Genomic DNA, 22,978 nt, shown 5'->3' on the forward strand with positions numbered 1-22,978 from the left:
GCGGCACAGACACCAACACTGAAAACTGAACCACCGCGATCGCGAGCAGGCTCGCTCCCACAGGGTCTGCGCAAGGCCTGGAAGATCGCAATCAGGGGATCAACATCTGCATCTGCCCCGGCACCACGATCTTAATCACCCCGGCCCAGGTGCACATCAGGGTGCTGTTGGCGTCGATGGCCGGCATGTTGCCCAACAGCAGCGTCGGCGGGCCGCCCGGGATCCACGGGGTGGCGGTGGCGGGAATGCAGGGCATGGGGGTGAGCACGCCCAGGGCGGCGGCCGTGGCAGCGGCGACGGTGGGGTTGGCCAGGCTCGTGCACATGCCGAACGGGGTGACGTTCACCAGCGGAATGTGATCCATGATGTTCGCCGCCGGCATCCCGCCGGTCAGCATCCGGTTGACCGGCAAAACGTTGAGCACCGCCGGCGCGGCGCCGAAGCTGCATTGCAAGGTGGCGGTGCTGCAGACCTGCGGGCATCCCATCGCGGCTCCTCCCTGACGATCCCGAAACCTTAGCCGGTGCGCGGCGAACCTGCTCGCCCGCGTGCATCAGGCCGGCTGATTATCCTGCAACACGCTAACCTATAAGACCCTGGCGTGCTTGTGACGCCTCCCACGCGCCATTAGATTAGCCAATGATCGATGGCCTACAAAATAAGCAGAAGGGATAAGCATGGCGTTTACTGATCAGTCCACCCGCGTGCGCGACGGTGAAGAACTCGATGCCAACCTGATCGACCCGTACCTCAAGGCTCATATTCCAGGCCTCACCGGCCTGCCACGGATCAGCCAGTTTCCCGGTGGCGCGTCGAACCTGACCTACCTGCTGGAATACCCCGAGCAGGAGTTCGTCCTGCGGCGTCCGCCGTTCGGCCACAAGGCCAAGTCCGCCCACGACATGGGCCGCGAGTTCCGCATCCTCAACCAGCTGCGCGACGGTTTCCCCTACTGCCCCAAGGCCTACGTGCATTGCACCGACGAATCCGTCATGGGCGCCGAGTTCTACGTGATGGAACGGGTCAAGGGCATCATCCTGCGCTCCGACCTGCCGCCGGAACTGGGGTTCGACGCCGCCCGCACCGAAACGCTGTGCAAGAGCTTCATCGACAGGCTGGTGGAACTGCACCGGGTCGACTACACCGCCTGCGGCCTGGCGGACCTGGGCAAGCCCGAAGGCTACGTGGCCCGGCAGATCCGTGGCTGGAGCGAGCGCTACGAGAAAGCCCTGACGCCCGACGCGCCGAAGTGGGAAGCGGTCAAGGCCTGGCTCAACGACAAGATGCCCGCCGACCACCCGACATCGAGCATCGTCCACAACGACTACCGCTTCGACAACGTGATCCTCGACCCCGAGAACCCGATGCAGATCATCGGCGTGCTCGACTGGGAACTGACCACCCTCGGCGACCCATTGATGGACCTGGGCAACAGCCTGGCCTACTGGATCGAGGCCGGCGACCCGGCGCCCGTGCAACTGATGCGGCGCCAGCCCAGCCATGCGCCGGGCATGCTGACCCGCCGCGAGTTCGTCGACTACTACGCCGAGCGCGCCGGTATCCGCATCGACAACTTCGACTTCTACTACACCTACGGACTGTTCCGCCTGGCCGGCATCGTCCAGCAGATCTACTACCGCTTCTTCCATGGCCAGACCCAGGACAAACGCTTCGCGCAGTTCGTTCAGATGAACAAGCTGCTGGAGCAGATGAGCCTGCAGGTCATCGGCAAATCCACGCTCTGAGCGCACCCCTCACAAGGAAACAGCATGTCCAAGACCCAGTTGTTCGACCTCGACGGTAAAATCGCTTTCGTTTCCGGTGCCAGCCGCGGCATCGGCGAGGCCATCGCCAAGTTGCTGGCCCAGCAAGGTGCCCATGTGATCGTTTCCAGCCGCAAGCTAGACGGCTGCCAGCAAGTGGCCGACGCCATCATCGCGGCCGGCGGCAAGGCCACCGCCATCGCTTGCCACATCGGTGAAATGGAACAGATCAGCCAGGTCTTCGCCGGCATCCGCGAGCAGTTCGGGCGCCTGGACATCCTGGTCAACAACGCCGCCACCAACCCGCAGTTTTGCAATGTCCTGGACACCGACCTGGGCGCTTTCCAGAAAACCGTGGACGTGAACATCCGCGGCTACTTCTTCATGTCGGTGGAAGCCGGCAAGCTGATGCGCGAGAACGGCGGCGGCAGCATCATCAACGTGGCGTCGATCAACGGCATTTCCCCGGGGATCTTCCAGGGCATCTATTCGGTGACCAAGGCGGCGGTGATCAACATGACCAAGGTCTTCGCCAAGGAGTGTGCGCAGTTCGGCATCCGCTGCAACGCCCTGTTGCCGGGCCTGACCGACACCAAGTTCGCCTCGGCGCTGGTCAAGAACGACACGATCCTGCAGACCGCCCTGGCGCAGATCCCGCTCAAGCGCGTGGCCGATCCGAGCGAAATGGCCGGCACCGTGCTGTACCTGGCCAGTGATGCGTCGAGCTACACCACTGGCGTGGCGCTGAATGTGGATGGTGGGTTCCTGTCCTGATACGACATTTGTCCTGTGGGAGCGGGCTTGCTCGCGAATGCAGTGAATCAGTCGCAGTTGTATGAACTGATCCGGCGCATTCGCGAGCAAGCCCGCTCCCACAGGGGATTTCCAGCGACTTCATCAATGAATTTTTATTCCAATATTTGCAATTTGAGAATTTATATTCCATAAATAGCCCTCCTGAAAATAACAATTCAAAGGGCTCTTCTCATGCGCGAACTCGGCATCGGCCTGATCGGCACCGGCTTCATGGGCCGTGCCCATGCCTTGGCGTTCCACCAGGCCAAGGCGGTATTCGAGCTTCCCCAACACCTGATAATGGCGGCCCTGGCCGACGCCGACCCGCAGCGCGCCCGGCAATGCGCCCACAGCTGGGGGTTCGAGACAGCCCACGATGACTGGCAACGCCTGGTCGATGACCCGAAGGTCCACCTCGTCGCCATCACCACCCCCAACCACCTGCATTTCCCGATGGCCATGGCCGCGCTGGCGGCGGGCAAGCCGGTGTACTGCGAAAAGCCCCTGGCAGTGTCCCTCGAACAGGCCGACCAGATGCGCCAGGCGGCCAGGGCGGCGGGTGTGGTCACCCGGGTCGGCTACAACTACCAGCACAATCCGATCATCCAGTTGGCACGGGACCTCATCCAGCGCGGGGACCTGGGCTCGATCATCAGTTTCCAGGGGGAGTTCAGCGAAGACTTCATGGCCGACCCTGCCTCGCCATGGTCATGGCGCTGCGAAGCGGCCCACGCCGGCGGTGCATTGGCGGACCTGGGCAGTCACCTGCTGGCAATGGCCCGGCATCTGCTGGGCGAGGTCGAGGCGGTGTGCGCCGACAGCCAGACCGTGCACAGCCAACGCCCCGCCAGCCTCGGCAATCCCGAACAACGCGCCATCGCGGTGGACGACCAGGTCCACGCCCTGCTGCGCTTCGCCAATGGCGCCCGTGGCACGGTGAGCAGCAGTTGGCTCAAGCAGGGCTACAAGAACCACCTGGCCTTCGAGATCAGCGGCACCCTCGGCACGCTGGCGTTCGATCAGGAACGGCTCAATGAACTGCGCCTGTGCCGCGTCGGCGAAACCGGCTTCCAGCGCCTGCTGGCCGGCCCGGACCTGCCCGGCTACGCCGCCTTCAGCCCGGCCGCCGGGCACCAGCTGGGCTACAACGAACTGAAAACGCTGGAGGTGCAGGAACTGTTCCTGGCCCTGGCCGGCAAAGGCGGCAGCGGGACGGACTTCGAAGAGGCCTGGGAAGTGGAGCGGCTGGCGGCGGCAATTCGCCTGGCGGCGCGGGAGCAGCGCTGGGTGAGCCTCCGCGAGCTGTAGCCTGGTGGCGAGGGAGCGGGAGCACGCTACCTCGCCACACACAGGCATGTTCACCCAGGTAGGAATAGGCCTTGTGGAGAGAAATGCCCGCGCCAGCGTTTTCTTATTTCATTAACAGCTAGAAAACTGTCAGCTCTGACAGTAGATGCCCCTTCGGATCCACGCCAAATTGACTCCCTGCACACCCGCGCGGAGCCTGGCGATGGAGCAACCGGAACGCTTGAGCATCACCCCTCCTTCATTGCCCAAGGGCGGCGGCGCCATCCAGAGCATCGGCAAAGGCTGGGGCGAAGTGGGCTCCAGCGGCAAGGCAGCCTTCGACTTACCGCTGCCGATCTCGCCCGGACGCGGTTTCGCCCCTGCCCTGACGCTCGGTTACGGCAGCAGCGTGGGCAACAGCCTGTTCGGGATCGGCTGGGTGCTGTCGCTGGGCTGCGTGGCACGGCGGACCAGCAAAGGGGTACCGGCCTATACCGATGACGATGTCATGCTCGGCCCCGACGGTACGGTCTGGATGCCCGAACGCGAAGCCGACGGTAATATCGTTCGCCGTCCCGTCGAAACCTACCAAGGTCTGGACCTGGGCACGGTCTATCAGGTTGCACGTTATTTTCCGCGGATCGAAGGCGCTTTCGAACGTATCGAACATTGGCGTTCGACGGATGACTTCCCGGGATTCTGGCTGGTCCATGGGGCCGACGGCAGCCTGCACCTGTACGGCTTCAACGCTTCGTCACGCAGCACCGACCTCGAAGACGCCCTGCGTGTCGGTGAGTGGCTGCTGGAAGAAAGCCTGAACGCCCATGGCGAACATATCCTCTATGAGTACGCGGGCGAAGATCATGCCGGCATGCCCGCCGATACGCCGCGCGACTTCCGCGCCCAGTGTTACCTGAGCCGCGTGCGCTATGGCAATACCGAGGCGAACGCACACCTTTATCACTGGGCACCGGCAGAACGCCAACGAGCCCAATGGCACTTCGACCTGATCTTCGACTACGGCGAACGCGACACCGGGCTGCAGGACATTCCCGCCTACGCGCCCACGGGTGAGTGGCCGGTACGCAGCGATCCTTTCGCCACCTACGGCTATGGTTTCCTGCTGGGCAACCTGCGCCTGTGCCGGCAAGTGCTGATGTTCCACCAGTTCCCCGAACTGGGCAGCGAACCGCAGCTGGTGCAACGGCTTTTGTTCGAGTACCACACCACCGAACTGGGCTACAACCTGCTGTGTGCTGCACACCAGCAAGGCTACGATGAGCAGGGGCAAATCCAGTCGCGCCCACCGGTGGTGTTCACCTGCTCGACGTTTGAAATCGACGACAGTGGGTATCAGCCATTCGATGCCATGCCCGGCCTCAACGACGGCCAGCAATACCAGTTGGTCGACCTCTATGGCGAGGGCATTCCGGGCGTGCTCTATCGCAGTGACAAGGCCTGGTACTACCGCGAGCCGCTTCGAGCACAGCCGGCGCCAGCGCCTGATGAAGTGGCCTACGGTGAGTGGCGGCGACTGGAGGCCATCCCCGTGATGGACAGCCGCAAACCGGTGCGCCAGTCACTGATGGACCTCACCGGCGACGGTCGGTTGGACTGGGTGGTGGCGCAACCCGGCGTGAGTGGTTTCTTTACCCTCAACCCGGATCGCAGCTGGTCGAAATTCGTCACCTTTGGCGCCTTTCCCAACGAGTTCTTCCACCCACAAAGCCAACTGGCCGACCTGATGGGCAGCGGCTTGTCCGACCTGGCCTTGATCGGCCCACGCAGTGTGCGTTTGTATGCCAACCGCCGGCGAGAGGGTTTTGCTTCGGGCAAGGAGGTGGCGCACATCGTCGAAACCGCTCCCGACGATCGCCTCCCTCTGCTGAGCCAGGCGCAGACCGAGCTGGTAGCGTTCAGCGATGTATTGGGCACGGGCCAGCAACATCTGGTGCGCATTCGCCACAACGAAATTGTCTGTTGGCCCAACCGGGGCCATGGCTGTTTCGATCCGGGCTTTCACCTTGGCGCTCTGCCCTATGCCTACAAGTCGTTCGACGCCTCGCGGATCTTGCTCGCCGATCTGGACGGTTCCGGCGCCGCTGACCTGATCTACCTCACCAGCGAACATGCCGAAATCTTCATGAATCGCACCGGCATGGGCTTTGAGAGCACCCCGCGCATCCTGCCCTGGCCGCCAGGCGTGCGTTATGACCGGCTGTGCCAGGTCAGCGCCGCCGACTTGCAGGGCCTCGGCTGTTCCAGCCTGGTGCTGACCGTACCGCACATGAAGCCGCGGCACTGGCGCTGCGACTTTGTCCAGGCCAAGCCGTACCTGCTGCACCGTACGAACAACAATATGGGCGCTGCGGGCGAAGTCATCTATCGCAGCTCGGCCCAGGAATGGCTCGATGAAAAACAGGCGTTGCGGGCCGCGAACCTGGAGGTTGCCAGCTACGTGCCGTTCCCGATGCCCGTGGCTGTCCGACAGATCCAGTTGGATGAAATCACCGGCAACCGACTGACCCAGCGCTTCGAATATCGCCAGGGGTTTTACGATGGGCAGGAACGCGAGTTCCGCGGCTTCGGCCTGGTACTCCAAACCGATAGCGAAACCACCGACGACGAACAGGGCCAGGCCGGCTTTACCGCGCCGGTGCTGCGAAAGCGCTGGTTCCACACCGGCCGTACCCCCGATCTGCCAGGCCTGGACTATGACCGTTCGGACAGCGCGGCCCACCCCCTGGGCACGGCCTTGCTGCTGGCACCGCAAGGTGACGCACCCGACGAGATCATCGGCAACGCCAATGACGAGACCCGCCACGACATGGCCTACGCCCTGGCCGGCGTGCCGCTGCGGGTCGAGGTGTTCGGCCTTGACAGCGACAGTCCGTTGCAGGCGTTGCCCTACTCGGTGCAGCAGTCGCGTTATGCCGTGCGCCTGTGGCAGGGGCGCGACGACTACCAGCCCTACTGCCGGATGCAGCCGCTGGAACTGGAGTCGATCACCTACACCTACGAGCGCCAGCCTGACGACCCGCTGTGCCGGCATCGCATCAGCCTGGCCTGGGATCGTTTTGGCGGACTGACCCATGAGGTGACGATCGACTATGCCCGGCGCAAAAGCATCAACGACGCGCCACCGTTCGACGACGCCCATGAACAAACCTGGTGGCGTGCCGCCCACGACGACGCGCAACGTTTCCACTACCTGACCGAACACCGCGCCCAGTTCATTCACCTGGATGACCCGCAAGCCTGCCGCCTGGGCCTGCCCTACCTGACCCGCAGCAACGCGCTGGTGCTGCCGAAGGCGTCACTGAGGCCGGAAGATATGTCCTATGAGTCGATGTTCGACCGCCTCAATGCCCCACCCAGCGATGACGTTCCACGCGTGCTGGCCCACTTGTCCGAGCAGCGCTATCAACAGGCCGGCCAGACGTTACCAGCGGGACAGGCCAGCTTCGAGGCCTTGGCCGACTACCTCGAATCCGCCGAGCTGGATGAAGCGGCGTTGCAGGCGTATGCCTCGGTGCTCAGCCCTGAAGAACTGACGGAAAAACTGGCCGGGCTCGGCTATCGGCCCATGGCTGCCGTGTTGCCGACGGAGCCGGACAAGGTGCTGTGGTCGACCCGCAAAGGCTTCATGACCTACGCTGGGCTGGACGGCTTCTATCGGCTGATCAGCACCCAGCCCACCGAAAGCCAGGGGCCGACGGCCATGGGTTTCGATGCCTACTATTGCGTGCCGCTCAGCGTCACCACCGCCGATGGTTGCAATACCCGTGTCGCCGAGACGGACTATCGGTTCCTGTTGCCAAGGCGCATCGTCGATCCGAACCAAAACATCCACGAGGCTCGCTATGACGGTTTTGGCGAGCTGTCGGCCAGCAGCTTCCATGGCACCGAGCGCGGCGAGGGCGTCGGTTTCGATCCGCTGGAAAACCACCAGCCGTTGACCGACTCCCCCGTCGCAGCCATCGCCACCCCCGAGGCCGCCCTGCAAAGCGCCGCCAGCGCCTGCTTTCGCGATGCCTTCAGTTGGATGCGGAGTCGTGAACCCGTTCACGCGGCAGTTCTCCAAGCCGACCACTACCCCAGCCCGCCCGACAACGCCGGACGAAAAATCCGCATCGCCGTGCAGTGCTGGGACGGCTTCGGCCGGGCCTTGCAGAGCAAGCAGAAAGTCGAACCCGGAACCGCCTACCAGATCGCCCCCGACGGCACGTTGGAGCTGGACGGCGACCAGCCCGTCAGCGCCCCCGCCGCTGAGCGCTGGCGGGTCAGCGAACGGGTCGAATACAACAACAAGGGCCTGGCGGTGCGGGTCTACCGTCCCTACTTCGCCGACGGCCATCGCTACATCAAGGACGAGTCCTTTCGCCGCTTCGGGCATTGCGACCAGCAATTCTATGACCCATTGGGTAGACCGACCTTGACGGTCACGGCCATGGGGTATTGGCGGCGGCAGCGGTATCTGGGGTGGTATGGGATCGAGGAGGATGAGAACGATACGTTGGAAGAGTCTCTGGCGGTTGAAAACGCCTCTATCGGAGATGGGCAATGAACGAAAAAGCCAGTTCACTGTTGCAGCTGTTGAATCAGACCGATCGCGCTCGCAGCCTGTTGCAGGAGCATTATGGCTCGGTACTGGAGATCGCCAGTGGTTCGCTCCAGCAATTGATGGACACTGACCGGCGCCTGCACATCAGCGAAGCCCGGGCCATACATGAACAGGCCAGAGCCATTAGCGCCGTCACCGTTCGACAGTTTCGCGAGCAGCGCCTGACCACGTCGATCCGCCGCGCCTTCGAGCCGGGCTCCGGCATCCGGGGACTGGTGGATGCCCCAACCTACAACGATCTGTTCCGGCCGGACTGGGCCAACCATTGCCCGACCGATGCCATCGAAGCCACGACCTCCCCCGTCGCCTACCTGGCCGATCTTTACCGCGAAGTACAGAAGATCGAGCAGAGCGGCGGCCCCGGGGGCGGACAGGAGAACCGCATCTTGCTGGCCGATCGGCGTCCGGATCTGGCAGACCTGTGGCTGGATCACAGTGCCCTCGACCGGGTCGAACCGACGCTGGTGCTGGTCAACGAAATACTGGAAACCTCGGCACGCCGCTATCTGGACAGTTTCAGCGACGAGCGCCCGCTCGATGACGTGCTGCTGGAGGTACGTTACCCCGCGACCTTGCCCTACGAGCGCTATCAGCAACAGATCAATTACACCCTGCGGCGCAAGGACCGCCTGCCCGGAGACGCTATCCGTTGCACCGACCCGGCCTATCCCTACTTCAAGGAACCCGGTGTGCATTCATTGCTATCGGACGTGGCCCTGGTGCAAGACACCGGCTTCGGCCCGATCCAACAGGGCATCTTGCTGGAGGCACCGTATTTCCCGGAGTTCGATCCCGAGCAGGACCCCGAACAAACATCAGCCCTGCCCCGTATCAACCCGAGAACCCACCGGCTCGAACCCTCCAACACGGATCCCACGGAGTTCTTCAAGACCCACTTTGGCGAAAGCGACGTTTTCAAGCTACTCGATACCCAGACGTTCTGCCTGCGCACGGGACTGAAGACCGAAGAGCTTGAATCGCTGCTGTCCGTGGGGGCTTACGCATCCTATCGGTCGGCCAATTTCATCTCGTCGGATACGGCACCGATGGATGGTGCGGCGTTCGGCTCGGTGTACGTCAACGCCGGCGTCAGTCCGGCCATGGCAATTGAAACCACCCGGGTTGCCGACAGTGGGCCCAGTCACCAAATTGTCAACTGGTCCCCTGATCGCTTCGATCGTCTCAACCGTATGGTCCGCCTGGCGCGTTGGCTAGAGCTGCCGTTCGACCAGGTTGATCGTCTGCTGATGGCGTCGATTGGCACCGAAGGAAAATCTTCGGACCACCGAATCACCACCGACACCCTTCGCGCCCTTGGCCTGTTCCAGGGCCTGCGCATGCGCTACAAGGTCAGCGCCGACGACTTCGCCGCGTTGCTCCAGGGGCTGGCCGTCCACGGTCGAGGCAAGCAACCGACGCAGTTCGACCAAATATTCAACAGCCAGGCGCTGTTTCCCGGGCCGCTGGTCCTGGATGGGGAAGTGTTCAATATCACTCCCGGCAATGAAGCCGAGCGCCAGAAAATCGATCACTTATGCGCCGCCTTGGGCATGACCTTCGAAATGTACCGTTTTACCGCCAAGGTCATCGAACAGTCCTACGCCGGTGAGCCCTTGCACTGGGACACGGCAGTGGTGTCGGCGTTCTACCGGCTGGTCCGGCTGCCGCATTATTTGGGGTTAACCACCATCGAGGCCCTGGCGCTGCTCGAACTGCTGGATAACGGTGGCAGCCACCTGGTCTCGAAACTGGCTGGACCGCCCCACATCGCCACCTACCAGACGTCCGACAACACCGACACCTTGAGTGCGATCCACGCCTTGGTTGAAGCCAGTGCCTGGCTGGCCGAGCATAAATGGACGGTCGGCCAAGCCTGTCGGATCGTGCTACCAGCCTTGACCAAGCCGGTGGCCAGCGAGGCCGAGCTCAACTTGCTTAAACAGATGCACTCGCGCTTGGCGGCGGCGCTGATCAGTGACAGCAGTTTTGCCGAAATTGGCGCAGCGCAAACCCGCACGGTCGTGAATATCGACGACCACGGGGTAGAAGTACTTACCTCGGTGGACATCGATTGGTTCCACGAACTCAAGGAGTTCATCGAGACAGGAGAAACCCTCCCGGCGGCCAAGGGCCTGGTCAAGTACCTGAGAGGCGAAACCGAAGAGCGCTTTGAAGCCGCCTTGAGTGGCATCGTCGAGGAAGTCCTGGGACGATTGGATTTACCCGTCGAAGGCCAGCATGCGCAGATCTGCAATATGATCATGCGTGCTCGCGGCGCGCAGGAAGCTTTGCTGATGGAAGGACTGGCCGGCTACTTGGACAGCTCCGTCGACCTGGTCAAGGTGCTGCTGTTCTGGGCCGAGGGCAACCGCTACCAAGTGCTGATGGAAGTGCTTCGGGTCTTTGGCAACGCCAGCGGCCTGTTGCAAGTCCCGGTCGGTGATGATGTGCTCCTGGTGCTCGACAACCTGGTCAAGCGAGCGACCATCACCCAACACCTGGACCTGAGTCCGGCATTCGTCGATCAGTGTGTGCAACATCCGCAGTGGTTCGGCCTCGACCATACCGGGCTGTCGCTACAGACCTTGTACTTTTTCTCCCAGTACGCCTCGATGGTCCGCCTGAGTGCACAACCGGAAGAGCGGTTGCTGGATTACATGCGGCTGATCAACAGCCTATGGGATACGGCCCTGGAAGGCGACAAGCGCCTGATCCGCGACAGCGCCGCGAACAAACTGGCCGGTTTCCTCGACTGGGGGGTGCGCCAGGTATTGGCGTTGGCCTCGCACCTGAACCCGGAGGATGGGGTGATCTTTACCCTCGCCGAACTGGATCTGCTGGTGCGTACCTGCCTCTTGGCGCGGCATACGGGGCTGGATGCCGACGCACTGTTGGCGCTGGGCAGCCTGACGCCGACCAGTGACACAAGCGACTTTCGTCATGCCGCGGAGTTGGCATTAGCCAGCCTCACCGAAGCCGTGCCGGGAACCCCCGTGGGTGAAGTCGGACAGAGCCACAGCAGTGTGATTACGGTGACACCGGACTATCTGGTAGCCAACAAACCTGGTGAAAGCGCGACTTACAGCATCACCCTTCGCGACTTCATGGATGAGCCGTTCGAGGGTGTCACGATTAGCTGGAGTAGCAACCTGGGGGAACTGGAGGGTGGATGGGATCCGACTGATGACAAAGGGCAAGCCACGGTCACGCTGAATAGCGGTGACACCATGGGCATCGCTCATGTGGTGGCGGAGTATGGGTTAGGGGACAAAGTGCTGGCACCCGTCATCACCATTGGTCATGACGACGCTTCGCTGCACTTTTCAGAGCCGTTCCACGATCGCACGCAAGCCTTGTCCAACAAACTTGAAGCGATCAATTTCAGCGTCACGCTGGTGGATGACTTTACCAATCTGGGGATAGATCGCCTGGTGGATTGGGGGACGACATTGGGCGAGTTCCAGCGCTACCAGACGATGACCAACCATGAGGGTATCAGCCAATCGATCCTGCGTAGCGGACCTCTTGGCATGGCCAAGGTGGTCGCACACTATGAAAATGGCAGCCGGTGGACGTTTCCAGAGGTGGAATTTACCAGCACGCCCTATTTCCAATATGTTCGTTTTATCAACACGGTCGTCGAAGGGATCGAGGGCCGGCTCGTTTGCCGGTTGACCGAGCTTAATGGCGATCCGGTTCCCGTCGGCACGGTAGTCCATTGGTCCGCCGATATTGAAGGTTTATTGGACGTTCAGAGTCTCACGGAAAGTGATGGGCTGGCCTATGCGCGATATGAATTCGCTTCACCGGGCGAAGTTGTTGTAACGGTCAGTGCCGATGACAACGTTCGAGATAAAGCAAGCGCCGTCACAACGATACACGCCAGGGCGGTGATTGCGCGTCATGAGGCCAGCGATACTCACTATATGTTGGGTAGCCCGGATGCCGTAGTGTTTGCGGTGTGGCTCACGGCCGGTGGGAGTGCCTTTGCAAAGGGCGAGATCGACTGGGCGGTCAATGACGTGTTCAAGGCCAAGACCCTCTCGGATAACGAGGGCATGGCAACGTTCAGTTCGAAATTTATCGCCGCAGATGATGTGTCTTCCGGGTGCAAGGTTTCAGCGACCGTGGCCGGGACGGATATGAAGGTTGAATTCGCGGTGTCGATCGTCCCCTATTTTGTCGTCGAAGTCAGTTTGCGGGGGGATGATATCTATGACCGGGCGCCCGACTTCTTGAGCCGGTTTTCAAACTACATAATCCATGTCGATGTGACGGACGGAGCCGGTGTCCCGATAGTGGGTGTGCCACTCAAATTGAAAAACCTGGGCGTGGGCCTGGATATTCTCAGGGTCTCTATCGAAAACCTGGACAAAGTTGTCTATTCGACATCCGAGGGCATAGATTTTCCAGTTTCCCTGCCCGGATCGAGCTCTCACTATATTTACCTGGGCGAACTGTCTCTTTCCCTCGATATTGGCCGGCGGTCGACCTGGAAGGGGAAATACAGAGTTGGCCTGATTTATTGGGTGGGTACTTTTCTTGTGCGAAACAATAAATTGCAGGCTAGCTACCAAGTCAGATCGGACGGCCTTCTTCTGTTTAATGATAATTTCCTGGGACTTGCCGACGTTGACATTGTGGGCGCCATTGCCGAGACGGGTTGGCAGGCGTCTGGCAAGCTCAATAATGAAAACCACAGCTGGGATCTTGAATTTCTACTGGACGAAGCCAGTCCGACCCCACTGCCAGGTCAGGAGATAAAAGTAAGCCAGTTCGCTGTCGCCGGTGAGAACGTAATATTTGCGGAGTCAACTGCGCAGATACGGCATTGAGTCAGCTATTTGTTCCGCGTGGAGCGTCAACTATGAAAGCCGGAATAGTAAACGAACTTGAAGAACAACGCCGTGATGCCCTGGTCGCCTATTACCTGGGTCAGATCGTGCCGTCATCGCACACCGCGGCCCCCTTGCGCCTGACCACTCCCGAAGACCTCTACGAATACCTGCTGATCGACAATCAAGTCAGCGCCCAGGTGCAAACCAGCCGTGTCGCCCAGGGCATCGCCAGCCTCCAGCAATATATCCATGCCATCTACAATGGCATGGAGCCCGGCTACCCCTATGGGTTCAGCGCCGAAGAACTGCGCTTGTGGCGCGAGAGCATGAGCCAGTACAGCATCTGGGCCGGTTACCAGATGATCGAAGACTATCCGGAAAACTACATCGACCCCACCCTGCGCCTGGGCAAGACCAGCCCGTTCAAGACCCTGGAGAACGACCTAGGACAAAGCCGCCTGACCGAGGACAGCGTACAGACCGCGCTGAGAAACTACCTCAGCCAGTTTGAATTGGTGAGCAACCTGAAGATCGTCTCGGGCTATATAGACGGCACGGACTTCCGGCGCGCTGATTATTATTTTGTCGGTCGACAGAACGTCGAGCCCTTTGCGGCCTATTGGCGCAAGGCGGCGATTGACCTGAACGATTCGAGCACCCACGTTTCACCGGCGGCCTGGAGTGAATGGAAAACCATTGATGTCGTTTTTGAGGCTGGCGTTACCCAGGCTCGCCTCGTGGTGATTCGCGGCCGGTTACACCTGGTCTGGGTCGAAGTCGGCCAGCCAGAGGCCAACGATGATGGCGGTAAAACCGGAAAGTACTTTTATTCAGCCAAGATGACCTATAAACAAGTCAACGACCAATGGTCTCCGGCCACGGTACTTTATACAGGACTGACCCAAGCGACCAATTTAACCGACAGACTCTCGGCAGAAAGACACATCGACAGTGGCGCCTTTTCAGTGGCCATGGACCTTCGTGATGCGTCGGCACCTCGACTGGTGGTGGCTTTTTATCTCAGCAATCATATGGATCTTCACGTCTATGATGAGCTGTTCAGTAAGGTTAATTTGAATTCCACTGAAAGCGCTGAGTTGGCTCGCGTCGCGGGAACCATGTTTGGAGATGACTCGACACGCCTGCAGTTTCCCTATGTAGGCATTGATACCGGTGCGCCGGAGGTTGACTGGATTATCGGCTCAATTGTTTGGGATCGCGATAGCCCGCACAACTATTACCCGCCTTCGAACACTTACCCGGATGCCTTGAACCCCTATCTGGAATTCAAGGCGACTTTGCATATGCAAAGAACCGGCGAAGGGGAACCGAGCGGCGGGAAAATTGAGGTGCAGGGCAGCTGCCAGGCTGTGCGTATGGAACGCCAGGCGATTCAATTGCTCCTTGAGGATGGCTATGTCGAGGAGTGGTATGGCCAAGGGCTTGCCAAGTACCAGGTTGAAGTTTATTTCAGTATCTTTTACGAGAGTGGGCAGTTTTTCGCGGTCTGCGAAATCACCAACATCGTGCCGTTTTTTCAGGAGAAAAAGAAACACAGCCATACTTTCAGTTTTTTCAATGACCGGATTGGCTCAATAGATCAAGACACCCCGGGTACGCAGATAGGCGTGGATTGGAACAGTCCTTCCTGCCCCTGGCCTTTCAGAAAAATGCGCTACAAAATTTCTCTTCCAACGATGGAGCTTAAATCGTTTCCGTCTTTTTCACCTGAAGCGGTCTGGTCGGGGGCTTCTTTCGAGGTTGAATCGACGGTTGAGCGTGTGTGGTGGGCGGACCCAGAAGAAAGCCATACGTTGAAATTCATTAATAAATCAAATGTGTTCGTCGATGTGTTGGGCCCGATCTCGAGAAATTTCGGCGTCTGGTACGCTTATGAGAATGGAGGTCAATATAAGGAGGATAGACTAGGCCATGTTGCACTCACGTTGAACGGTGCTGCTAAAACCCCCTTGTTCACGAAGAATTGGACCGGCACAACCGATACCACCTATGCATTTCCTTTTGGCGTAGCGAGAGGTGCGGACCCTGGACTAGGTTGGAATAGATTCCTGGTGTCACTCAGTCCGATGCTGCGCGACGTCCCCAGAGTGACGACCACCGCGGCGGGCGCGCAATTTCTTGATCTGCAGGCACTGAAGCTGCCCAGCCTGCGTTACGTTCGGCTAAACAGTTTGTTCGCCGCGCAATTGGTCGCCAAGAGTGCCTTCTCCGTGGAGGCGGTCCTGAGCTGGGAGAGCCAGCACACGGAGGAGCCTCCCCTCCCCGGTTCTTCGCAACCGGTTCCTCTGGACTTCGACGGCGCCAACGGGCGTTATTTCTGGGAAATATTCTTCCACGCCCCACATCTGGTCGCACGGCGCTTGCACAGCGAATTCGACTACCTGGGCGCGGAAACCTGGTACCACGCCGTTTTCAATCCACTGGCACGTATTCAACCGCTCTACCCGGCCCCCTCCGTGGAGTACCCGTATTGGTGCGTCAGACCCTTGGCGCAACCGGATCGTCCCGCCGAACAATTTTTCGGCTTGGGCGGCTTGCGTGATCCGGACGCGATTGCCTACGGCGCGCCGTCGCACTACCGCAAGGCGATTTTCACCGACTACGTGAAAAACCTGATCGCCCGCGGCGACATGCTCTACCGGCAACTGACCCGTGATGCCCTCAACGAAGCCAAGCTTCTGTACGTTCGAGCCCTGTCCTTGCTGGGCCCCTTATCCAAGGGCCGTAGTATCAGCCGTTGGGAGCCCATGCCACTGGTGGATGCGGCAGCCTATGACAGTGAGCTGTTCAGTGCCTTCGAATCGTCCATCCAGACACTTTTCGCCGAGGATATTCCCCGGCATATCCAGGGCGAACCCTGGTGGCGCTTGATCGACGCGCCCTGGTTCCGCCTGCCGGTGAACACACAACTGCTCGAACTGTGGAGCGACCTGGATCTGCGCCTGGGCAACCTGCGCAACAACCTTACCCTGGACGGCAAACCCCTACTGCTGGCGCTTTACGAAACACCGGCCCGCCCATTCGACCTGTTGCGCGCGCAGTTGGCCGGAGAGAACGGCGGCGCCCGGCGGTTAGGGTCCCTGGCAATCATCCCGCCCTACCGTTTCCGCGCCATGCTACCCCGCGTGCAGAACGCCGTTGACACCCTGATCCGCTTTGGCGAACAGGTACGCGCCTATATGGAACTGCGTGACCGCAGCCAGCAGGAAGAACTGCTGCAGGCCCATGTGCAGGAACTCTCCGAATTTGCCGTGACCTTGCAGGAGCAGGCCATTGAACAGGCGCGCAGCGGCAAAAGTGCCTTGACCGCCAGCAAAGCGATGGTGGCCGCCCGCCAAGGCTATTACGAGCGATTGCGCCAAGAGGATGTCTCCGCCAACGAGAAAAAAATCATCAATGAGCGCTTGGCCGCGGGGATAATCAATACCGTCACGTCTGCCGCGATGATGGCCGCGCATGGGATTGATGCCACCGCCCCCAATATGTCGGGAGCGTCCTGGGGGGTAAACAAACCAGCCGGATTTGCCTTTGCGGTCTCTTCAGCACTCGAAATAGCGTCTAAAGGGCTTATGGCCGATGCAGAGCGTCGAACCCAGGACGAACAATATCGTCGTCGCCGCGAAGAGTGGGATTTCCAGATCGAGCAAGCCAAGGCCGAAATCGAGGCACTCGGTAAGCAGATAGACACTCAACGAATCGTCATCGCCTCGGCCAGCACCGGTTTGCAGCAAGCTGGAAAAGCTCGCGAACAGGCCGAAATTTATTATGACTTCCTCAAGCACCGTGCCGCAGGCCCAGGACTGTATCAATGGTTGCTCAGCCAGATGGCGACCCTGTATTTCCAAGCCTATGACGCGGTGCTGTCGATGTGCCTGGCCACCGAAGCCGGCTGGCAATATGAAATAGGTGACCGTGACACGCGCTTCATTCCTCATGATGCCTGGGCTGATAACCGTCACGGCCTGAGCGCCGGTGAAGCCTTGAAACTGGGTTTACTGCGCATGGAGTCGGCTTTCCTCAATCGCCATGAGCGCCGTCTGGAGCTGACCAAGACGATCTCCTTGAAAGACCTGCTCAAGGATTACGACCCCAATGCCGCGCACGATGGCGCTGTGCCCAAGGCCACCGGCTGGGAGGCGGTGCGCGATCAGCTAAGGAGCGAGGGCGAGATTACGTTCCACCTGAACAGTTCGCTGTTCGACAAGGATTATCCCGGCCATTACCTGCGCCAATTGGTGGGGGTGAGCCTGTCGTTCCCAGTGGTGCTGGGGCCTTACCAGGATATCCATGCCACCCTCGTGCAAACACGTAGCAGCACCTTGTTGAAACCCTCGCTGGGTGGCGTAGCGAGCCTCTATAGCCAGGCCGGTGAGTTGGCGCCGGACAACGATATCGAACTCGACCCACGGCATATCGTGTTCAACCCCAGGCTCAGCCAGCAAGTCGGCTTGTCCAGCGGGCTGGATGATTACGGCCTGTTCACCCTGAACTTCGACGATGAGCGCTACTTGCCTTTCGAGGGCACGGGCGCCGTGTCGAGCTGGATGCTGAGCTTCCCTCGACACCCGTCGGCTCATCAAGAAGCGATCTTCGATTCCTTGACCGACATTATTTTGCAAGTGCGTTACTTGGCGGTGGACGGTGGCAAGGCGTTTGCCGCCCAGGTCGAGCCGTTGGTGGCGTACGTGGAACATCAAGAGTCCGTGCGCACATCGCTTCTCGCCTCCCCTGTCACTGCCGCAAGATGAGCCATGAACAGAGCAGGCAACGAGCACATTCACACCCACACACCCACCCTGACGGTGGTGGACCCACGTGGGCTCGATGTTCGTTCAGTCGCTTACTGGCGCTCGGTCGAAACGACAGCCCCCGAAGAGCGGGTCAATCGCAGTGCGTATGACGCCATGGGGCGTCTGGTTGAACAGTGGGACCCCAGGCTATGGGCGCTCAAGGCAGAAGAGGCGGCAACACCGGCGAACCTGAGCAACCGTTACTCCCTGTCAGGCAAGGTACTGGACTCGATCAGCGTCGATGCCGGTGAGCGGATCAGCCTGTTCGGTGATGGCGATCAATTGATCCAGACCTGGGACAGCCGGGACACTGAGCGACGAGTCGAATACGATGATCTACTTCGCCCGCTGGCCATATTCGAACAGGGTGAAGGCCAACCCGCTCGCTGCACCGAACGTTATGAATACGCCAATGGCGACACCGCCTTTGCCGCCCACAACCAATGCGGACAATTGATCCGACACGACGATCCGGCAGGCACCCAGACGCTGGACGAGTACGCCCTGACGGGCGGGGTACTTGAGCAGGCCCAACGCTTTTTGCATGCGCTGCAATCACCGGATTGGCCGCCAGGCCTGGAAGAGCGCGATGCGCTGCTGGAACCCGTGGCGCAGGCGGCCACCCGTGCAACGCGCTTCAACCCGCTGGGCGAGGTGCTGGAGCAGATCGATGCCAAGGGCAATCGCCAGCTATTGGACTACACCGTCGATGGTCAGTTGTTTGCGAGCCATCTGCAACTGAGCGGTCAGGCCACTCCCCAGACGCTGGTCAGTGACATTGCCTACAACGCTTACCGCCAGGTCGAACAGGAAACCGCCGGTAACGGCGTCATCAGCACGCTGCGCTATCGCCCGGAAGATGGCCGCCTGCTGCATCTTCAAGCCCGGCAAGGACAAGTGGCACCGCTGCAGGATCTTCGTTACGAGTACGACCCGGTGGGCAATGTTCTGAGTATTGAAGACGGCGCCCTGCCAACTCGTTATTTCGCCAATCAGCGGGTGGAACCGGTCAATCGTTATCGCTACGACAGCCTTTACCAGTTGACCGAGGCATTCGGTTGGGAAGCCGGCCGCGCCAGTCGAGGACCGGGATTCAACCGCTTCGACGATCCGGGCGCAGTCGCCAACTATCAGCAAACCTACCACTACGACGCCGGTGGCAACTTGCTGGAACTGATCCATGTCGGCCCGCAAAACCACAGCCGCAAACTGGTGGCGGCGCGTCACAGCAACCGTTGCCTGGCGGAACACAATGACCGGCCACCGACTGAAGAGGACATCGCCACTGCGTTTGATGGCAATGGCAATTTGCTGGAGTTGCAACCGGGACGAACGATGACCTGGGATTTGCGCAATCAGTTGCGCGAGGTGCGCCCGGTTGAGCGCGAAGGTGACGAAGACGATCGGGAACTGTATTTGTACGGAGGCGATGGCATGCGGCGGCGCAAGGTCCGCTCGACCCAGACCAATGCCCGCTCGCTGATCTCGGAAGTGCGTTATCTGCCGGGCCTGGAAATCCGTACCCGCGATGGCACTGGCGAGATATTGCAGGTGATCTGCGTACAGGCCGGACGTAGTGCCATGCAGGTGCTGCACTGGGAAACGGCACCGCCCGCCGGCATTTACAACGATCAGTATCGTTACAACCTGACCGACCATTTAGGCTCCAGCAGCCTGGAATTGGATAGCGAGGCCGAGGTCATCAGCCAGGAAACCTATCATCCCTATGGCAGCACGGCCTGGTTCGCCGGACGCAGTGAGGTGGAGGCTACTTACAAAACGGTACGTTATTCGGGAAAAGAGCGGGATGCGACGGGGCTTTATTATTATGGATTCAGGTACTACGCGAGTTGGTTGCAGCGGTGGATCAATCCGGATCCGGCTGGAAGTAGGGCTGGGTTGAATACCTATCGAATGGTGTCTAACAACCCACTCTCACGGGTTGATATCGAGGGTTTGATGGACCGACCACCTCCCGTCCCGAACGCTCGCCCCCCTTCCTCTGGGGCTCGGGCATCTGCTGCTTTCCGCCCCCCCCCGCTTTCACTGGCGGAGATGATTGCTTTTACAAAAAAACCGCCGCCGGCACCAAGCCAGACAAATAAGTCGGGCGGAGGTGCTCCGCCAGGATTGCAAGAGCCCCACGTAGAATTGATATTGGGCGCCAACTTTGTTCCGGGCAAGAAAATAAAAGATGTTTCATCCAGCTATGAAACCACTGTTCATGAGTTTTCTGACGACTGGATCGTTATCAAGGATTATTCAAGTATGATCGCCCTGGACGCCTCGGAAGTGACCAGACAGAGAATTGGGGCGGCCAACGAGGTGTTTGCCTACAAGGTGAGTCAGCACCTGGGATTGAATATTGTTCCTGCAACAGTGCTAAGACCGAACTCCGATCGAGAGGTGGTCTCCCGCTATGTCAACGTTGGAGAGACCCTCTCGTTCGATCGTCGACAGTCCAGCATGTATGTATTTGATTTTCTACTAAACACGCGAGATCGAACGAATGACGGAGGTAACGTTATATTTGATCAGGCAGGCAAAGCTTTCGCGATTGATCACCAGTCCATATTGGAACTTGGATATGTCGATATTCGGCCTGAAGATATCGCGCAGAATAGTTTGGATGCATTTTCCAGTAACCCAACGGCCACGGAGCGTTTGAACAGCACCGACTGGGGCAGTTTTTTCGAAGACAACATATCGCCCCTTTTGATTGAAAACCGAGTGCAGATAAAAGCCGCCTTTTTGGGGCGAATTGATTTCATTCGCAATCGTCTTGGTAACCGTTGAGTGTGCCATGCTCTCGGCGTAGTGCTCACTTCTGACCCTTGATTTGCAATTCAACCAACCGCCCCGCCAACGCCTTGGCCTGGCTCGCCACATCAGTCACGGCAGTGCTCTCCCACCACATCCCCCGCAGTGGCGGGCCCATGGCGAACAGGCGGCTGGCCGGTTCGCCGTGGGCATCCAGCACCGCACCATCGGCACGTGCGGCGATGCCCAAGGCCAATGGCCCCGGCTGGATCAGCCCCCGGGCCAGCAACTGCTGCGGCAATGGCCGCGCCACACGACGCCAGTCATATTCAATGCCGCTGGAGTTGATCAGCGCGGCGCCCTGCACCACCGTCAGTCCAGCCTCGCCCCGTCGGCGGAGGCGAATCCCCACTGATCCTTCGGCGGACGGCACCAGCCCCTTGAACGACGCCGCGTGAATCCGTAGCCGCCCCTCTTCATGCAGACGCGCCACCAGCTCGGCGCTCAACGGTGGCGAGCGATGGTGATGGCTCTCCCACCAGGGTCGCGCATGCCGCACGAATTGCCGGCGCTGCGCGTCGCTGGCCTGGTTCCACAGGCGCCCGATGTGGGCACGCACGGTGTCCAGCGGCGCCTGCCAGTCGATCCCCTGGGCCTGGGCCTGGCGGCACTGCTCGCGCAAGGCGCGCATCAGTTGGCGTGGCGAACGCAGGCTGTGATCCTCGGCGAGGAAATCCACCCAGGCCGGCGGTTGGCGGCGTACATGAGGCAGCAGGCCATGGCGGGAAAACACATCGATTGGCCCGCGATGCCCGGCCTGTTCCAGGGACACGACGGCATCGACCATGGTCAGTCCCGATCCAATGATCAGCACCCTGGATTGCGGATCGAGCCGGCGCATCGCGGCCACATCCCAAGGGTCGAGGGCCGCGGCATTCAAGCCGCTGGATTCGGTTTGCGGGGTACGCGCCGCCGGGAACATGCCGGTGGCCAGCACCGTGAAACCGCCACGCAGGATTTGGCCGTCGTCCAGCGTAACCATCACGGCACCGTCGACAAGTCGCAGGTCCACGGCTTCGCCCCGCACGTGCTCGGCGGTCGAGCCGTTTCGTGCGCCCAACTCGCGAGCTTCGGCCAGGCGCTGTTGCACATACAGGCCAAATATTCCCCGAGGCGGGAACAGCTCGCTGATCGGCACGTGCTGCTGGTCCGATTCGGGCCAGCCTCCGGCCTCGATGAACGCGGTGAGCCATTGGGTCAGGTCATCGGGGTTGTCCGGGTCGACGCTCATCCGCGCCGCGTTGCCGTTCAAGGTGTGCCCCAGTTCCACGGCGCTGTAGGCCTCGCCCCGGCCCAGTTCGCTGCGCGGTTCGACAACCAGCACCTCGCGCCGGCCCGGCAGGCGCAGCAGCTGCGCCGCCAGCATGGTCCCGCTCAAGCCACCACCGATCACCAGGATGTCGGCTTCGCGGACGGGGCCGCTCCCCTGTCGCTCCAGCGCTGTGTCCATACCGCTCTCCAGAAATCAAATCACCACGTTGCGTACGAATCTCGCCGCCACAGCGCCATCGTTGCGATAGGCATGGGGCTGGTTGCTGGCGAACATGAAGAACTCACCGGCGCCTATCTGGCGCTCGTCGCTGCCCAACAGCAGCGTCAGGCAGCCCTCGAAGACGTAAATCTGCTCGCTCCAGCCGTCGGCGTCCGGTTCCGAAGGATAATGCTCCCCGGGCTCCAGGCGCCATTCCCAGAGTTCGACTTCGCGGCTGGCGGTGGCCTTGGCCAGCAGCACGGCCTTGCTGCCGGGAAAGGTCCCGGCCCAGGCCAGTTCGTTGATACGGCTGGGATCACGGGCATCGGGGGCCTGGATCAAGTCGCTGAAGGCCACGTCGAGGGCTTCGGCGACACGGTCCAGGGTGGTCAGGCTGACATTCTTTTCGCCGGCCTCGATCGCCACCAGCATTCGCCGGCTGACCCCCGAGCGCTCCGCCAGCGCAGTCTGGCTGAGCTGCGCGGCCTGCCGCAGGCGGCGGACATTCTGGCTGACGTGTTGCAGGACGGACGCCCGCTGACCGGATGCTTTGTGCACTATATTGCTCA

Annotated in this window: 10 protein-coding genes; 7 read left to right on the forward strand and 3 right to left on the reverse strand. The window is 60.5% G+C overall.

Annotated elements, in window-relative coordinates; genetic code table 11:
• Positions 1-91: 91 nt before the first annotated feature.
• Positions 92-487 (reverse strand): DUF4280 domain-containing protein, encoded by a 396-nt coding sequence (locus tag Q6A48_RS21265; RefSeq protein ID WP_304556199.1) that lies wholly within the window; start codon positions 485-487, stop codon positions 92-94.
• Positions 488-677: 190 nt separating this feature from the next.
• Between Q6A48_RS21265 and Q6A48_RS21270 the strand changes: the two genes are divergently transcribed.
• The 7 genes from Q6A48_RS21270 to Q6A48_RS21300 all read left to right on the forward strand — a co-directional run bounded on the left by Q6A48_RS21270 (position 678) and on the right by Q6A48_RS21300 (position 20,914).
• On the forward strand, positions 678-1,745 hold the full coding sequence (locus tag Q6A48_RS21270) for a phosphotransferase family protein (protein ID WP_304556200.1): 1,068 nt from the start codon (positions 678-680) through the stop codon (positions 1,743-1,745).
• Between the two features lie 24 nt (positions 1,746-1,769).
• Positions 1,770-2,537 (forward strand): SDR family oxidoreductase, encoded by a 768-nt coding sequence (locus Q6A48_RS21275; protein WP_304556201.1) that lies wholly within the window; start codon positions 1,770-1,772, stop codon positions 2,535-2,537.
• A 213-nt stretch (positions 2,538-2,750) separates the two neighbouring features.
• On the forward strand, positions 2,751-3,866 hold the full coding sequence (locus Q6A48_RS21280; RefSeq protein WP_304556202.1) for a Gfo/Idh/MocA family protein: 1,116 nt from the start codon (positions 2,751-2,753) through the stop codon (positions 3,864-3,866).
• A 202-nt stretch (positions 3,867-4,068) separates the two neighbouring features.
• Positions 4,069-8,412 carry a SpvB/TcaC N-terminal domain-containing protein gene (locus tag Q6A48_RS21285; RefSeq protein WP_304556203.1) on the forward strand — a complete coding sequence of 1,448 codons (4,344 nt, stop codon included), beginning with the start codon at positions 4,069-4,071 and terminating at the stop codon, positions 8,410-8,412.
• Positions 8,409-13,304 carry a Tc toxin subunit A gene (locus tag Q6A48_RS21290; protein WP_304556204.1) on the forward strand — a complete coding sequence of 1,632 codons (4,896 nt, stop codon included), beginning with the start codon at positions 8,409-8,411 and terminating at the stop codon, positions 13,302-13,304. Before Q6A48_RS21285 ends, Q6A48_RS21290 begins: the two co-directional genes overlap by 4 nt.
• 32 nt (positions 13,305-13,336) lie before the next feature.
• On the forward strand, positions 13,337-18,076 hold the full coding sequence (locus Q6A48_RS21295; protein ID WP_304556205.1) for a Tc toxin subunit A-related protein: 4,740 nt from the start codon (positions 13,337-13,339) through the stop codon (positions 18,074-18,076).
• A gap of 3 nt (positions 18,077-18,079) precedes the next feature.
• Positions 18,080-20,914 carry an RHS repeat domain-containing protein gene (locus tag Q6A48_RS21300; protein ID WP_304556206.1) on the forward strand — a complete coding sequence of 945 codons (2,835 nt, stop codon included), beginning with the start codon at positions 18,080-18,082 and terminating at the stop codon, positions 20,912-20,914.
• 25 nt (positions 20,915-20,939) lie between these two features.
• Here the strand turns inward: Q6A48_RS21300 and Q6A48_RS21305 are convergent, their stop codons facing one another.
• Together Q6A48_RS21305 and Q6A48_RS21310 are read right to left on the reverse strand one after the other, a co-directional pair.
• A complete protein-coding gene (locus tag Q6A48_RS21305) occupies positions 20,940-22,388 on the reverse strand; it encodes an FAD/NAD(P)-binding protein (RefSeq protein ID WP_304556207.1) in 1,449 nt (482 codons plus the stop codon).
• A 15-nt stretch (positions 22,389-22,403) separates the two neighbouring features.
• On the reverse strand, positions 22,404-22,967 hold the full coding sequence (locus tag Q6A48_RS21310; RefSeq protein ID WP_304556208.1) for a helix-turn-helix domain-containing protein: 564 nt from the start codon (positions 22,965-22,967) through the stop codon (positions 22,404-22,406).
• Positions 22,968-22,978 lie beyond the last annotated feature (11 nt).

It is taken from the genome of Pseudomonas citrullilanati (assembly GCF_030580855.1).
GTDB lineage: Bacteria > Pseudomonadota > Gammaproteobacteria > Pseudomonadales > Pseudomonadaceae > Aquipseudomonas > Aquipseudomonas citrulli.